This is a genomic window from Pseudomonas rhizoryzae (genome assembly GCF_005250615.1).
Classification (GTDB): domain Bacteria; phylum Pseudomonadota; class Gammaproteobacteria; order Pseudomonadales; family Pseudomonadaceae; genus Chryseomonas; species Chryseomonas rhizoryzae.
Genome location: NZ_SULM01000005.1, coordinates 162,131 through 177,119, shown reverse-complemented (window position 1 = coordinate 177,119; position 14,989 = coordinate 162,131). Strand labels below are relative to the sequence as shown.

General features: G+C 68.2%; 13 protein-coding genes. 9 read left to right on the top strand and 4 right to left on the bottom strand.

Going from position 1 to position 14,989, the window contains the following annotated elements; genetic code table 11:
* The first annotated feature begins 5 nt into the window (after positions 1 to 5).
* Positions 6 to 1,802: an allophanate hydrolase gene (gene atzF, locus FAZ11_RS09415; protein WP_058773082.1), complete on the top strand. Its 1,797-nt coding sequence runs from the start codon at positions 6 to 8 to the stop codon at positions 1,800 to 1,802.
* A gap of 28 nt (positions 1,803 to 1,830) precedes the next feature.
* Here the strand turns inward: atzF and FAZ11_RS09410 are convergent, their stop codons facing one another.
* From FAZ11_RS09410 to fmdA, 4 genes are read right to left on the bottom strand one after another with little or no spacing between them, the layout of a single operon-like run.
* Entirely contained in the window at positions 1,831 to 2,862 is a 1,032-nt protein-coding gene (locus FAZ11_RS09410; protein ID WP_058773081.1) for an AAA family ATPase, read from the bottom strand.
* Positions 2,863 to 2,885: 23 nt separating this feature from the next.
* Positions 2,886 to 3,929, bottom strand: a complete 1,044-nt coding sequence (locus FAZ11_RS09405; protein WP_137279196.1) for an aliphatic amidase — start codon at positions 3,927 to 3,929, stop codon at positions 2,886 to 2,888.
* Between the two features lie 33 nt (positions 3,930 to 3,962).
* Positions 3,963 to 4,310 (bottom strand): FmdB family zinc ribbon protein, encoded by a 348-nt coding sequence (locus FAZ11_RS09400; RefSeq protein ID WP_058773079.1) that lies wholly within the window; start codon positions 4,308 to 4,310, stop codon positions 3,963 to 3,965.
* A gap of 24 nt (positions 4,311 to 4,334) precedes the next feature.
* Positions 4,335 to 5,564 (bottom strand): formamidase, encoded by a 1,230-nt coding sequence (fmdA, locus tag FAZ11_RS09395; protein ID WP_058777142.1) that lies wholly within the window; start codon positions 5,562 to 5,564, stop codon positions 4,335 to 4,337.
* A gap of 254 nt (positions 5,565 to 5,818) precedes the next feature.
* Here fmdA and FAZ11_RS09390 point away from each other — a divergent pair, with 254 nt between their 5' ends.
* The 8 genes from FAZ11_RS09390 to FAZ11_RS09355 all read left to right on the top strand — a co-directional run bounded on the left by FAZ11_RS09390 (position 5,819) and on the right by FAZ11_RS09355 (position 14,944).
* Positions 5,819 to 6,610 (top strand): IclR family transcriptional regulator, encoded by a 792-nt coding sequence (locus FAZ11_RS09390; RefSeq protein WP_058771920.1) that lies wholly within the window; start codon positions 5,819 to 5,821, stop codon positions 6,608 to 6,610.
* A 216-nt stretch (positions 6,611 to 6,826) separates the two neighbouring features.
* On the top strand, positions 6,827 to 8,500 hold the full coding sequence (locus FAZ11_RS09385; protein WP_058771919.1) for an ABC transporter substrate-binding protein: 1,674 nt from the start codon (positions 6,827 to 6,829) through the stop codon (positions 8,498 to 8,500).
* 82 nt (positions 8,501 to 8,582) lie between these two features.
* The gene (locus tag FAZ11_RS09380) at positions 8,583 to 9,536 is read left to right on the top strand and encodes an ABC transporter permease (protein ID WP_058761926.1); all 954 of its coding nucleotides are present in this window, start codon (positions 8,583 to 8,585) and stop codon (positions 9,534 to 9,536) included.
* A gap of 1 nt (position 9,537) precedes the next feature.
* The gene (locus FAZ11_RS09375; RefSeq protein WP_058771918.1) at positions 9,538 to 10,431 is read left to right on the top strand and encodes an ABC transporter permease; all 894 of its coding nucleotides are present in this window, start codon (positions 9,538 to 9,540) and stop codon (positions 10,429 to 10,431) included.
* Positions 10,428 to 11,501 carry an ABC transporter ATP-binding protein gene (locus FAZ11_RS09370; protein WP_058771917.1) on the top strand — a complete coding sequence of 358 codons (1,074 nt, stop codon included), beginning with the start codon at positions 10,428 to 10,430 and terminating at the stop codon, positions 11,499 to 11,501. The genes FAZ11_RS09375 and FAZ11_RS09370 overlap by 4 nt, the downstream gene beginning before the upstream one ends.
* Positions 11,494 to 12,489: an ABC transporter ATP-binding protein gene (locus tag FAZ11_RS09365; RefSeq protein WP_058771916.1), complete on the top strand. Its 996-nt coding sequence runs from the start codon at positions 11,494 to 11,496 to the stop codon at positions 12,487 to 12,489. Before FAZ11_RS09370 ends, FAZ11_RS09365 begins: the two co-directional genes overlap by 8 nt.
* Before the next feature lie 28 nt (positions 12,490 to 12,517).
* A complete protein-coding gene (locus FAZ11_RS09360; protein ID WP_058771915.1) occupies positions 12,518 to 13,693 on the top strand; it encodes an amidase in 1,176 nt (391 codons plus the stop codon).
* A gap of 12 nt (positions 13,694 to 13,705) precedes the next feature.
* Positions 13,706 to 14,944, top strand: coding sequence for a Zn-dependent hydrolase (locus FAZ11_RS09355; protein ID WP_058771914.1), 1,239 nt, complete (start codon positions 13,706 to 13,708; stop codon positions 14,942 to 14,944).
* Positions 14,945 to 14,989: the final 45 nt, after the last annotated feature.

Sequence of the window (14,989 nt, the reverse complement as noted above, 5' to 3'; positions counted from 1 at the left end):
CCGCCATGACATCTGATCTGCGCCTCGCCACCCTGCGCGCCGCCTATGCCGCCGGTACCCAAACGCCACGGGCCCTCGTAGCTGAACTGCTGGAAAAAGCCGAGCAGTTGAATCCCGAGTATCGGCTGTTCATCCACCTGCTTACCCCGGAAGAGCTGGAGCCCTATCTGGCCGCACTGGACGGCCGCGATCCGGCCGAGCTGCCGCTGTACGGCATCCCCTTCGCGCTCAAGGACAATATCGACCTCGCCGGCATCCCCACCACGGCGGCCTGCCCGGCCTATGCCTATGTGCCCGAGCGCTCCGCCACCCTGGTGGAGCGACTGGTGGCCTTGGGCGCCGTGCCCCTGGGCAAGTGCAATCTCGACCAGTTCGCCACCGGTCTCAACGGTACCCGCTCGCCCTATGGCGCCTGCCGCAACAGCGTCCATCCGGACTATCCGGCCGGTGGTTCCAGCGCCGGCTCGGCGCTGGCCGTGGCCCTGGGCGTCGCCAGCTTCGCCCTGGGTACGGATACCGCCGGCTCCGGCCGGGTGCCGGCGGCGCTGAACAACCTGGTCGGCCTCAAGGGCAGCAAGGGGCTGCTGTCCACCGCCGGCGTGTTACCGGCCTGCCAGACCCTCGACTGCGTGACCTTCTTTACCGCCACCGCCGCCGAAGCCAGCGAGTTGCTGGCCCTGGGCGCCAAGCCCGACCCGCGCGATCCCTATAGCCGTGCCAATCCGCAGTGGAACGACGCCAGCGCCTTCGGCACCCCGCGCCCCTTCCGCTTCGGCGTGCCGACCCAGCTGGAATTCCTCGGTTGCCCGGAAAGCCCGGCGCTGTTCGCAGCGGCCAAGGCACAGCTGGAAGCCCTGGGTGGTGAAGCCGTGCCGCTCGATCTCACGCCTTTTCTGGAAGCCGCCCGCCTGCTCTACGAGGGCCCCTGGGTGGCCGAGCGCTACAGCGTGGCCGGCGCCCTGATCGAAGCCGAGCCGGAGGCGGTGCTGCCGGTGATCCGCGCCGTGCTGGAAAAGGCGCCCAGTGCCTCGGCGGTGGACGCCTTCCGCGCCGGCTACCGTCTGCAGGCGCTCAAGGCCCAGTGCGATGCGCTGCTGGCCGAGCTGGATTGCGTGCTCACCCCGACCTATCCGCGCCCGGTCACCCTGGCGGAGCTGGCCGCCGAGCCGGTGGCGCGCAACGCCGACCTCGGCTACTACACCAACTTCATGAACCTGCTGGACTATGCGGCGGTGGCGGTACCCGCCGGGGTGATGAGCAACGGCCTGCCCTGGGGTGTGACGCTGTTCGGCCGGGTCTTCACCGACCAGTACCTGCTCAGCCTGGCGGCGGCGCTGCAAGAGACCCAGGGCCTGCCGCTGGTGGGCGGTGCGCTGCCGAGCGCCACCTTGCCGGCCCGCGTCGCCCGCCATGACCGCGCCCGCCTGGTGGTCTGCGGCGCCCATCTGCAAGGCCTGCCACTCAATGGCCAACTACTCGCCCGCGGCGCCCGGCGCCTGGCCCTGACCCGGAGCGCCCCGCGCTATCGCCTCTACGCCCTGGCCGGCGGACCGCCCTTGCGGCCCGGCATGGTGCGGGTCGCCGAAGACGGCGCGGCCATCGAAGTGGAGGTCTGGGAACTGCCCAGCAGCGAGCTGGGCAGCTTCCTCACCGGCATCCCCGCCCCGCTCGGCCTGGGCAAGGTGGAACTGGCCGACGGCAGCTGGGAAACCGGCTTCATCTGCGAGCCCTATGGCCTGGCGGGGGCCGAGGACATCACCGCCCACGGCGGCTGGCGTGCCTGGCTGGCTGGCGGCGGGTAACGGCAGCTAGCACGCGCCTGAGGGTCGTCTAATCGAGAGCGCGGACCTGCAATCCTGAGCCCCGCTCTTCCGCCACCAGGCGCTGGGCCTGAGGCTGCTCCAGCAGAAAAGCGGCCACCGCCGGCTCCAACACCCGCCGCAGGCGCCGGACCAGGTCGCGGGCGCCGAAGCGGGCATCGTGCCCCTGGCAGAGGAAGGCCTTGGCGGTGTCGTCCAATTCCAGGCTGCGCCCACGCCGGGCCAGGCGCTGGTTGAGCTTGGCCAGTTCGATGTCGAGCAGGCCGGGCAGCCAGTCGTGCTCGAGACGCTGGAAGGCCAGGATCCGATCGATGCGGTTGAGGAATTCCGGGTCGAAGTGCTCATGGAGCGACTCTTCCAACACCTGACCCTGGTCAAGGGGCAACAGGTTGAGCCAGCGTCGCCAGCCACGCTCGAAGCGGGCGCGGTAGGCCTGCACGGCGCGGGCGCCCAGGTTGCTGGTCATGAAGATGAGGGCGTTACGGAAGTCGAGGCGCTTGCTGCCGGCGCTGAGCACCAGTTGGCCGCTGTCGAGCACGTTCAGCAGGGTGCGGATGACCTGGCGATCGGCCTTTTCCAGCTCGTCGAACAGCACGATGCCGGGGCGGCCATAGCTGCCGGCGATGGCCTCGGCATCGAACAGGGTGGTGCCTTCCTTGCTGCCCACGTAACCCGGCGGTGCCCCGGCCAGGGCCGCGGCGTAGTGTTCCTGGGCCAGGGTGTTCATGTCGATGCGACAGAGGGCGTCCGCGCGCCCGTGGATGGCCTGGGCCAGCAGCCGCACGATCTCGGTCTTGCCGACCCCGGTGGGCCCGATGAACAGGCTGACGCCCAGCGGCCGTTCCGGGTCGCCGATGTCGGCCTTGACCACCTTGAGCAGGGCTTCCACCTGGTCGAGCACCCTGTCCTGGCCGAGGATGCGCCCCCGCAGCAGCGCCATGACCGCCGCCGGCTCGAAGAGGAAGCGCGAGGGCAGCGGCGCCTGGCCCCCAGGGGCCAGCTGGCTGCGGTTGTGCTCCAACAGATCGTTGACGAATGGCATGCTCCCTCCCCTCGCGGCCCACCTCAGCCGAGCTGGCGTTCCTGGCCCGGATGAGGCAACTCGCCCACCGGGCAGTCCGCCACCCCGATGGTGGAGCGAGTCATCCGCTCGACGTCCGCCTGGGCCTTCTGCGCATCCAGCACCCAGGTGCGGTAGAAGTCGAAAGGACAATCGGCCACGCCCTTGTCGCCATCGCCGGAGTTGTAGACGCCGGTGTAGCCGCGGTGCAGCAACTTGAACAGGTGGCTCTGCGACTGGTCATTGGCGCGGGCATCACGGATCTGCGATACCGACAGCTGGGCGTACTGGATACCCATCTCCTCCTCGCCGCATTCGCCCAGGGTGCGACCGTCGAAGCCGATCAGCGCCGAGTGGCCGAAGTAGCTGTACACCCCGTCGAAGCCGGCGGCGTTGGCCACCGCCACATAGCAGTTGTTGGCCCAGGCCATGGTCTTGGCCATCAGCACCTGCTGTTCCTTGGCCGGGTACATGTAGCCCTGGCAGCGCACGATCATCTCGGCGCCCTTCATCGCGCAATCGCGCCAGATCTCCGGGTAGTTGCCGTCGTCGCAGATGATCAGGCTGATCTTCAGGCCCTTAGGGCCCTCGCTGACGTAGGTGCGGTCGCCGGGATACCAGCCTTCGATGGGGCACCAGGGAATGCACTTGCGGTACTTCTGCACGATCTCGCCCTGGTCGTTGATCAGCACCAGGGTATTGTACGGGGCCTTGTGCGGATGCTCCTCGTGGCGCTCGCCGGTGAGGGAAAAGATGCCCCAGGTCCTGGCCTCGCGGCAGGCGGCGGCGAAGATCGCCGTCTCCTCGCCGGGGATGGTCGCGGCGGTGGCCATCATCTCGTCGCGGTCGTACATGATCCCCATGGTGCTGTACTCGGGGAACACCACCAGGTCCATGCCCGGCAGGCCGAGCTTCATGCCCTTGATCATCGCGGCGATCTGGCGGGCGTTGTCCAGGACCTCCGCCTTGCTATGCAGGCGCGGCATCCGGTAGTTGACGACAGCCACGCCGACGGTGTCGGGGCTGCTGGAGATATCGCCATGGCGCATCGGGTTGCTCCTTCGATAGGGATGACGCGGAGATCAGTGACTGATCATCCAGGGCCGATTGGACGGACTGGTCTTCAGTCCATGGGGATTGGCCTTGCTGCGCGCCACCGGCTTGCTCGGCGCGCAGCAGCTGCAACCGGCACCGTGGCTGCGCCTGGCCTTGTATTCTTCCAGCGACTGGGGCGCGTGGCGCGCGCGCTCGTTGGTCTCATGGGCGCGGCGCTGGCCCCCGGCCAGGGTCGCGAGGCCCGGCGCGCTGAGGATCACCCGCGGGCTCGGCGTCGCGCAGTCGGGGCAGGCGCAAGGTTCGTCGCGCTGGGCCATGGGTCGCAGCAGGGTGAAGTCACCGCAGTGCGGGCAGGCGTATTCGTAGATCGGCATGGCGAACTCCTGGCGGGCGGGCCGCTACTTGTCGTAGGCGATGGGCATGTCGATGCTGCCGTCCAGGTAGCGGGTCGGGCCGGCGGCGCTGGGGTTGATGTCGAATTCGAAGATGTCGGTCGGCAGCCAGAGGGTGGCGCAGGCATTGGGGATGTCGACCACCCCGCTGATATGCCCCTGCACCGGCGCCGAGCCCAGCAGCGAATAGCCCTGGGCGCCGCTGTAGCCGAATTTCTTCAGGTACTCGATGGCATTGAGGCAGGCCTGCTGGTAGGCCAAGTTGACGTCCAGGTAGTGTTGCTTGCCGGCATCGTCCACCGAGATGCCTTCGAAGATCAGGAAGTTGTTGTAGGTGGGCACGATGGGGCTGGGCTTGAAGATGGGATTCTTGATGCCGTACTTGGCCATGCCGCCCTTGATCAGCTCGACCTTCATGTGCACCCAGCCAGCCATCTCGATGGCGCCGCAGAAGGTGATCTCGCCATCGCCCTGGCTGAAGTGGAGGTCGCCCACCGAGAGTCCGGCGCCCTCGACGTAGACCGGGAAGAAGATCTTCGAGCCACGGGAGAGATCCTTGATGTCACAGTTACCGCCGTGCTCGCGCGGCGGCACGGTGCGGGCACCGGTCGCGGCGGCGGCATCGCGGGCGGCGCCGGTGAGCTTGCCCAGGTGCGCGGTGGCGGCGAACGGCGGGTTGGCCAGCGGCGGTACCCGGGTCGGGTTGCTGTCGATCAGTTCCTGTTCGCGGGCGTTCCAGTTGGCCAGCAGCTTGGGGTCCGGCAGGCAGCCGATCAGACCGGGGTGGATCAGCCCGGCGAAGCGCACGCCCGGAATGTGCCGGCTCTTGGTGAACATCCCCTCGAAGTCCCAGATGGATTTCTGCGCCGAGGGAAAGTAATCGGTGAGGAAGCCGCCACCGTTCTGCTTGGAGAAGAAGCCGTTGAAGCCCCACAGCGAATCGGCCTTGGCGCCGATGTCGAGCAGATCGACCACCAGCAGATCGCCCGGCTCGGCGCCCTTTACCCCCACCGGACCAGACAGGTAGTGCACGGTGGAGAGGTCGACATCGCGCACGTCGCTGGCGTCGTCGTCGTTCTTGATGGCGCCACCGGTCCAGTCATAGGTTTCCAGGATGAAGTCGTCACCCGGCTTGACCCAGCAGGCCATGGGGATGTCCGGGTGCCAGCGGTTGTGGACGTTCTCGTTCTCGGTGGCGGCCTGGGTGAGGTCGACCTTGATCAGGGTATCGGTCATGACGAAGCTCCTTGGACCTGGTGGGGCCCGCGTATCGGGGCCGGGGTGGGTGCCGGGAGCTAGTCTTGATGCAGGGACGAAAGGGGGAAATACGTTGGATGACGTAGCGACCGCCTCGAGGAGCCCTGCCTCTGGAGGTTGAACGTGGTCCCGTCCTCCTGATCGATGATTGCGCTACAGTTCGTCGGCGGCGCCCTGCCGGCTCTCACCGCCAACCCGAGGTTGGTGCAACCCGCTCAAGCCTGGACCCGTCGATGAGTGCAGAAGACTCGACCCCGCCCGCCACCCCTGACCCGCTATTCAATCTATCCCTGGGCAAAGGCTTGCAGGTCCTGCAGACCTTCATGGCGCAGCGCAGCCTGACGCTCGGCGAGATCGCGCGGCTGACCGATATGAACAAGGCCTCCGCGCAGCGCGCCGTACACACCCTCGAAGTTCTGGGCTACGTCGGCCGGGACGCCCACACGCGGCGCTTTCGGCTACTGCCGAAGGTCATCGAACTGGGTTTCAATTACCTGGTGGGGCATCCCCTGGTGCGGCTGGCGCATCCCTACCTGGCCCAGCTCGCCCAGGCCTCCGGCGAGACCGCCAGCCTCACCGAGCCGGTCGACCAGAGCATGGTCTACATCGCCCAGATCATGACGACCCAGACCATCCCCGTGCTCACCCCGGTGGGGATGCGCATTCCCATGTACTGCACCAGTTCGGGCCGCGCCTACCTGGGGTGCCTGGACGACGCCGAAGTACGGGCCGTGCTGGCCGCCGCGCCGCGCGAGGCCCGCACACCGAGCACCCTGACCGATGTCGAGGCCATCCTCACCCGCATCCAGACCGCTCGCCACCTGGGCTACGCCATCAATTGCGAGGAATTGTTCCTCGGCGACATGGGCATCGCCGCCCCCATCGTCGACCGACACGGCATGCCGGCAGGGGCCGTGCACCTCTCGCCACCGACCAGCCGTTGGACCCTGGAAGAGGCGACGCAGCGGCTCGCGCCCCTGGTGCGCGACTGCGCCCGCAGCATTTCCGAGTCCCTCGCGCACTAACGGCGCACGGCCCGCGGGTCTGCGCACCGTTTTGAATGTGGCCAGGTGGGCGGCTTGGGCTCCCGGTTGATACGGAGGGCCGTTTGGCACGCCCCCTCACCCCAGGTGACCGCAAAATTGAATCGATAATCGATACTTTAGTATCGATTGGCATGTGCGTTGCTTTTTCACCCTCAGCCAACTTCAACCGATGAGGGATACCGATGAGGGATACCGATGAGCGATGACACCAACCGTTCCGCGCCGATTGCCCGGCTTGCCGGTCTGACCCTCGCCCTGGCCTGCGCCCTGGGCGGCAGCGGCCTGGCCGCGGCGCAGGAGAAGACCCTGCGCATCGCCATGACCGCAGGGGACATCCCCCGTACCCTGGGCCAGCCGGACCAGGGCTACGAGGGTAACCGCTTCACCGGTATCACCCTCTACGACGGCCTGACCCAGTGGGACCTCAGCGCGGCGGACAAGCCGAGCGTGCTCATTCCCGACCTGGCGGAATCCTGGGCGGTCGACCCGAACGACCACACCAAGTGGATCTTCAAGCTGCGCCAGGGCGTGACCTTCCACGATGGCTCGCCTTTCGATGCCAAGGCGGTGGTGTGGAACGTCGACAAAGTGCTGAACAAGGCGGCGCCGCAATACGATCCCTCGCAGATCGGCGTCACGGCCTCGCGCATGCCGACCCTGAGGTCGGCCCGGGTGATCGACCCCTATACCGTCGAGCTCACTACTTCCGAACCGGACTCCTTCCTGCCCTATAACCTCACCAACCTGTTCATGGCCTCGCCGACCCACTGGCAGGCCAAGTTCGACGCCGTACCGGCCGCCGTGACCGATCCGGCGGAGCGCGCCCAGCAGGCCTGGACGGCCTTCGCCGCCGACGCCTCCGGCACGGGTCCGTTCAAGATGGCCAAGTTCGTCCCACGCGAGCGCCTGGAGCTGGCGGCCAACCCCGCCTACTGGGACCCCAAGCGCCGCCCGCACATCGAGCACGTGGTGCTGCTGCCCTTGCCCGAGGCCAGCGCCCGCACCGCCGCCCTGCTGTCCGGCCAGGTGGACTGGATCGAAGCGCCGGCACCGGATGCCCTCGATGCCATCAAGGCGCGTGGCTACAAGATCTATTCCAACCTGCAGCCGCACCTCTGGCCCTGGCAATTCTCCCTGCTGCCGCAATCGCCGTTCCATGACAAGCGCGTGCGCCAGGCGGCGAACCTCTGCGTGAACCGGGACGAACTCAAGACCCTGCTCAGCGGGCAGATGGAGCCGGCGACCGGGGTGGTGGAGCCGGGCGACCCCTGGCGTGGCTCGCCCAGCTTCCAGGTCCGCTACGACGTGGCCGCGGCGCAGAAGCTGATGGCCGACGCCGGCTACTCCGCCGACCACCCGGCCAAGATCAAGGTGCAAACCTCAGCCTCGGGCTCCGGCCAGATGCAGCCGCTGCCGATGAACGAGTACATCCAGGAAAACCTCAAGCAGTGCTTCTTCGACGTGCAGTTCGACGTCTTGGAATGGAACACCCTCTATTCAAGCTGGCGCCTCGGTGCCAAGGACCCGGCGGCGCACGGGGCGGACGCCACCAACGTCAGCGCGGCGACCATGGACCCCTTCTTCGCCATGGTGCGCTTCGTCAGCAGCAAGGCCCTACCGCCGGTCTCCAACAACTGGGGCTACTACACCAACGAGCAGACCGACCAACTCATCGCCAAGGCCCGCACGTCTTTCGATGAACAGGCGCGCAACCAGGCGCTGGGCGTGCTGCACGCCAACATCGTCGACGAGGCGCCCTTCCTCTTCGTCGCCCACGACGTCGGCCCGCGCGCCCTCTCGCCTAAGATCGGGCACGTGGTGCAACCCCGGAGCTGGTTCATCGACATCGCCACCATGACGATGGACTGACGCCGCCTGAACCGCCCCCCGGGGCGGTCACCTTCGTTTTCGGCACGGACTCCCGCAGCCATAGGCCCGGAGGCTTACCACCATGCTCGGCTATCTGCTTCGCCGTCTGCTCTATGCGCTACCCATCATGCTCGGGGTGGCCTTCCTCTGTTTCATGCTGGTGCACATAGCGCCAGGCGATCCGCTGGTATCCATCCTGCCCGCCGATGCCTCGGCCGAGCTGCAACGGCAGATGATGAGGGTCTACGGCTTCGATCGACCGCTGCCGGAGCAATTCCTGCGCTGGGTTTGGCGCGCCCTGCACGGCGACCTGGGCACCTCCATCGCCACCAGCCGGCCGGTGACCGGCGAGGTACTCAAGGCGGTCGGCAACACCCTGATGATCGCCGTCCTCGCCAGCCTGATCGGCTTCAGCCTGGGCTCGCTGTTCGGCTTCGTCGCCGGCTACTTCCGCAACTCCTGGGCCGACCGCCTGGCCTCGCTGGTCTCGGTCATCGGCGTGAGCCTGCCCAACTACTGGCTGGGCATGGTGCTGGTCATCGTCTTTTCCGCCCAGCTGATGTGGCTGCCGGCCACCGGCGCCGGACCGGGCGGCTCCAGCGACTGGCGCTGGGACTGGGCCCACGTCCAGTACCTGATCCTGCCGGCGGTGACCATGTCCTTCATCCCCATGGGCATCGTCGCCCGTACCGTGCGGGCCCTGGTGGCGGACACCCTGGCGCAGGAATTCGTCATCGGCCTGCGCGCCCGCGGCCTGAGCGAAGGCGGGGTGCTGCGCCATGTGGTGAAGAACTGCGCGCCCACCGCCCTGGCGGTGGTAGGCCTGCAACTGGGTTACCTGCTGGGCGGCTCGATCCTGATCGAGACGGTGTTCGCCTGGCCCGGCACCGGTTTCCTGCTCAACCAGGCGATCTTCCAGCGCGACCTGCCGCTGCTGCAGGGTTCGATCCTGATCCTGGCGCTGTTCTTCGTGCTGCTGAACCTGCTGGTCGACGTCCTCCAGACCGTCCTCGACCCCCGTATCGAACGAGGCTGACATGACCGCCGCCATCCAGACGTCCCTCACCCCCGCCGCGCCCGGTATCGCGCGCTCGCGCAGCCACCTCGCCAACGTGCTGCACCGCCTGGTGCGTAACCCCTTGGCGATGGTCTCGGCCAGCATCATCCTGCTGCTGATCCTCATGGCGGTGTTCGCCCCCTGGATCATGCCCCACGATCCTTTCGCCACCTCGATGCTCAAGCGGCTGAAGCCCATCGGCACGCCGGGGCTGCCGCTGGGCGGCGACGAACTCGGCCGGGACCTGCTCTCGCGGCTGATCCTCGGCGCCCGGTTGTCGCTGTTCATGGGTATCGCCCCGGTGATCCTGGCCTTCGTCCTCGGCGGCACCCTCGGCGTCGTCGCCGGCTACGCCGGGGGCTGGCTGAACACGGTCATCATGCGCTGCATCGACGTGCTCTACGCCTTCCCCTCGGTGCTGCTGGCCATCGCTCTGTCCGGCGCCCTGGGGGCGGGCATCACCAATGCGCTGGTGTCCCTGACCATCGTCTTCGTGCCGCAGATCGCCCGCATCGCCGAGAGCGTGACCACCGCGGTGCGGCGCAGCGACTACGTGGACGCGGCGCGGGCCAGTGGCGCCTCGGCCCTGCTGATCGTGCGCAAGCACGTGCTGGGCAACGTGATAGGGCCCATCTTCGTCTATGCCACCAGCCTGATCTCGGTGTCGATGATCCTGGCCTCCGGACTGTCGTTCCTTGGCCTCGGCGTCAAGCCGCCCGAGCCCGAGTGGGGGCTGATGCTCAATACCCTGCGCACCGCCATCTACAGCCAGCCCTGGGTAGCCGCCCTGCCCGGCCTGCTGATCTTCATCACCTCGGTGTCCTTCAACATGCTCGCCGATGGCCTGCGGTCGGCCATGGAGGTCAAGCAATGAGCCCGTCTCCCCTGTCAGCCCCGCGTGATCCGCGCGACCTCGGTGGTCCCGCCCAGCCGCTGCTGATCGTGCGCGACCTGAAAAAGCATTTCCCCTTGAAGAAGAGCGGTTTCAGCCTGCGCCGTGAGCGCCTGGCCGTACGCGCGGTGGACGGCGTGAGCTTCACCCTGCTCAAGGGCGAGACCCTGGGCGTGGTGGGCGAGTCCGGCTGTGGCAAGTCCACTACCGCCCGGCTACTGATGCAGCTCACCCGCCAGGACAGCGGCGAGCTGGTGTTCGATGGCCAGACCGTCGGCGAGGTGTTGCCGCTACGCGACTATCGCCGGCAGACCCAGATGGTCTTCCAGGACAGCTACGCCTCGCTCAATCCGCGCATGACCATCGAGGACTCCATCGCCTTCGGCCCGAGCGTGCATGGCGTTTCCCGCGCCCAGGCTCTGGCCCGCGCCCATGACCTGCTGGCACGGGTCGGGCTGGAGCCGAGTCGCTTCGCCGGGCGCTATCCCCACGAGTTGTCCGGCGGCCAGCGGCAGCGCGTCAACATCGCCCGGGCGCTGGCGCTGGAGCCGCGGCTGATCATCCTCGACGAATCCGTCTCGGCGCTCGACAAGTCGGTGGAAGCCCAGGTGCTGAACCTGCTGGCCGACCTCAAGGAGGCGCTAGGGCTGACCTACGTCTTCATCAGCCATGACCTCAATGTGGTGCGCTACGTCTCCGACCGGGTACTGGTCATGTACCTCGGCGAGGTGGTCGAGGTGGGCGAAGCCGAGGCCCTGTTCGAGCGCCCCCTGCACCCCTACACCCGGGCGCTGCTGCGCTCCATGCCCAGTACCGATCCCCTGCACCGGACCGAGGAAGCCCCGCTGGCGGGCGATCCGCCCAATCCCATAGCGCCCCCGCCCGGCTGCCGTTTCCATACCCGCTGCGAGTTCGCCCAAGCCGTCTGCGCCCAGCGCGCGCCGCGCTTCGCCGAGGCCGAGCCGGGACGCAGCGTGGCCTGCCTGCGCTACGAGCCCGCCTCCGGCTACGCCCTGGAATCCACCCCGACCCCGGAGGCGAGCCATGTCTGAGGCCCTCATCCAGCTGCGTGACCTGCACGTGGAATTCCACCCGCCGGGCAAGCGCATCCAGGCGGTCAACGGGGTGTCCCTGGAGGTCGGCCAGGGCGAGGTGCTGGCACTGATCGGCGAGTCCGGCTCCGGCAAGAGCGTGACGCTGCGTGCCCTGATGCGGCTGCATCCGGAAAAGACCACCCGCTATGCCGGCGGCCTGCAGATCGCCGGGGAGGATGTGCTGGCGCTGTCGTCCAAGGCACTGACCCAGCTGCGTGGCAAGCGCGTCGCCATGATTTTCCAGGAGCCGCTGCTGGCCCTCGACCCGGTCTATACCCTCGGCCAGCAGATCAGCGAGGCTATCCGCCGCCACGAAGGACTGAGCAAGGCCGAGGCCCGGGCGCGCGCCCTGCAACTGTTCGAACGGGTGCGCATCCCCAGCCCGGAGCGGCGCCTCGACGCCTTCCCCCATGAGATGTCCGGCGGCATGCGCCAGCGCGCGATGATCGCCCTGGCCCTGGCCTGCAATCCCCAGGTGCTGCTGGCCGACGAGCCGACCACGGCGCTGGACGCCACGGTGCAGATCCAGATCCTGCTGTTGCTGCGCGAGCTGCAACGCGAGCTGGGCCTGTCCATCGTCTTCGTCACCCATGACATCGGCGCCGCCGCCGAGGTCGCCGACCGCATGGCGGTGATGTACGCCGGGCGCATCGTCGAGGAAGGCCCGGCGGCCGTGCTGCTCACCCAACCCCGCCATCCCTACACCCAGGCGCTGCTGAAGAGCCGTAGCGAGGGTGCCCTGCAGAAGGGCCGGCGCCTGGATAGCATCGGCGGCGCCCCGCCGGACCTGGCCCGCCTGCCGCCTGGTTGTGCCTTCGCCGAGCGCTGTGGCCTGGCCCAGGAACACTGCCACCAGGCGGTGCCGGAGGCGACCCCCCTCGGTCATGGCCACCGCGCGGCCTGCTGGCAACTGGCGCAGACCGCATCGCCCAGCGCCCCTCACTGAATCTCGTTCGAACGCCTGCGGAGCCCCCATGAACGCCCACGCGCACTGCTACCTGCCCTACCCCGCCAGTCCCGTGCCCCACGCGGACAATGGCCCTCTCGACGGCCTGAGCTTCGCCGTCAAGGACCTCTTCGACGTCGCCGGCTATCCCACCGGCTGCGGCAACCCGCACAAGCTCGCCGCGTCCGGACTCAAGTCCAGCCATGCCCCGGTCGTCCGGCAATTGCTGGAGGCCGGTGCCCGCTTCACCGGCAAGGTCATCACCGATGAACTGGCCTTTTCCATGACCGGCAAGAACGCCCACTTCGGCACGCCGCGCAATGGCGCCGCGCCTTTGCGGATTCCCGGTGGCTCCAGTTCCGGCTCGGCCTCGGCGGTATCCAACGGCCTCTGCGACTTCGCCCTCGGCACCGACACCGGCGGCTCGGTACGGGCACCGGCCAGCCACTGTGGGTTGATCGGCTTGCGTCCCACCCACGGCCGTATCAGCCTGGACGGCTGCATGCCGCTGGCCCACAGCTTCGATACCTGCGGCTGGTTCGCCCGCGATTTGAACACCTTCGCCCAGGTCGGCGACGTCCTGCTCGGCGCGGACCCCACCCCCTTGCCGGCGCTGCCGCGATTGCTGCTGGCGACCGACCTCCTGGCCCTGGTCACCCCCAGCGCCCGTGAGGCCACCCGCGCCCTGCTGGACGAGCTCGAACTGCTGCCGACCCCGGTCCAGGGCGCGCTGCTGCCCCTGGACGACCTCTACTGGGCGTTCCGCCACATCCAGGGCCGCGAGGTCTGGGAAAACCAGGGCGACTTCCTGTCCCGCTACCCGGTCCAGCTCGGTCCGGGCGTGAAGGAGCGCGTGGCCTGGGCCCAGACCCTCGACGACGGCCAGGTGGCGTCCGCCAGGCAGACGGCCGGGGACTTCGCCGACAGATTCCAGGCGCTGCTCGGCCGAGACGGCGTACTCCTGCTGCCGACCATGCCCGACGTCGCACCGCTGCTGAGCACCTCGGAGGAAGCGCTGGAGGACTACCGCAACCTGTCCATCCGCCTGCTCTGCCTGTCGGTGCTGTCCGGCTGCCCCCAGCTCTCCCTGCCGCTGCTGCAGATCGATGGCGCGCCCCTGGGGCTATCGCTGATCGGCCCGCGTGGCAGCGATCTCTCCCTCATCGCCCTGGCCCGTCGCCTGACCGGCCAGCGTCTGTCCTGACTGGAGCTATCCATGACCCTGCAGATCAACTCCGACCGCCTCTGGCAGTCCCTCATGCACCTCGCCGAGATCGGCGCCACCGCCAAGGGTGGTGTCTGCCGCCTGGCGCTGACCGACCTGGATCGCCAGGGCCGTGACCTCTTCGTGGCCTGGTGCCGGGAAGCCGGGCTGGGCATACGGGTGGACGCCATCGGTAACATCTTCGCCCGCCGTGAAGGCAGCGACCCCAGTCGCCGGGCCATCGCCATGGGTAGCCATATCGATACCCAGCCCACCGGCGGCAAGTTCGATGGCAACTTCGGCGTCCTCGCCGGCCTGGAGGTGCTGCGCACTCTCGAAGACGCCGGCATCCGCACCGCCGCGCCTCTGGAGGTGGTGGCCTGGACTAACGAGGAAGGCTCGCGCTTCGTCCCGGTCATGATGGGCTCCGGCGTGTTCAGCGGTGCCTTCGGCCTGGACGAGGTATTGCCGCAACAGGACATCGACGGCCTGACCGTGGGCGGTGAACTGGCGCGCATCGGCTACGCCGGCAGCCAGGCGCCCGGCGAGGTGCCCAACGGGATGTTCGATGCCTATTTCGAGGCCCATATCGAGCAGGGACCGGTCCTCGAGGCCCATGACCTGACCATCGGCGTGGTCCCCGGCGCCCTGGGCCAGCGCTGGTACGACGTGGTCGTCACCGGCATGGAGGCCCACGCCGGTCCCACGCCCATGAACCAGCGTCACGATGCGCTGCTGGCCGCTGCCCAGCTGGTACAACGGATCAACCAGATCGCCCTCGACCACGCCCCCCATGCGCGGGCCACGGTCGGCTTCATGCAGGTGTCGCCCAACTCGCGCAACACCATCCCCGGTACGGTCAAGTTCTCCGTCGACCTGCGTGCCCTCGACGACGCCGTGCTGTCCGCCATGGATCAGGCGCTACGGGACAGCTGCGCGGCGCTGATGGCCAGCGATTCCCGGCTGGAGGTCGCCGTGGAACAGGTCGTCTACTTCAAGCCCTGCCACTTCGATGCCGACTGCATCGGGCTGGTGCGGCGCGCGGCGGACACCCTGGGGCTGGCCAGCATGGACGTGGTCAGCGGCGCCGGCCATGACGCCGTCTACCTGGCCGCGGTGGCGCCCAGCGCCATGATCTTCGTGCCGTGCAAGGACGGCATCAGCCACAACGAACTGGAGGACGCCCAGCAGGAGCACCTGGCCGCGGGCGCCAACGTGCTGCTGCACGCGGTGCTGGCCCGGGCGTCCTGAGGGATATGCTGCGTCATCGCCGCCATGGCGGCGATAGACCGTAGG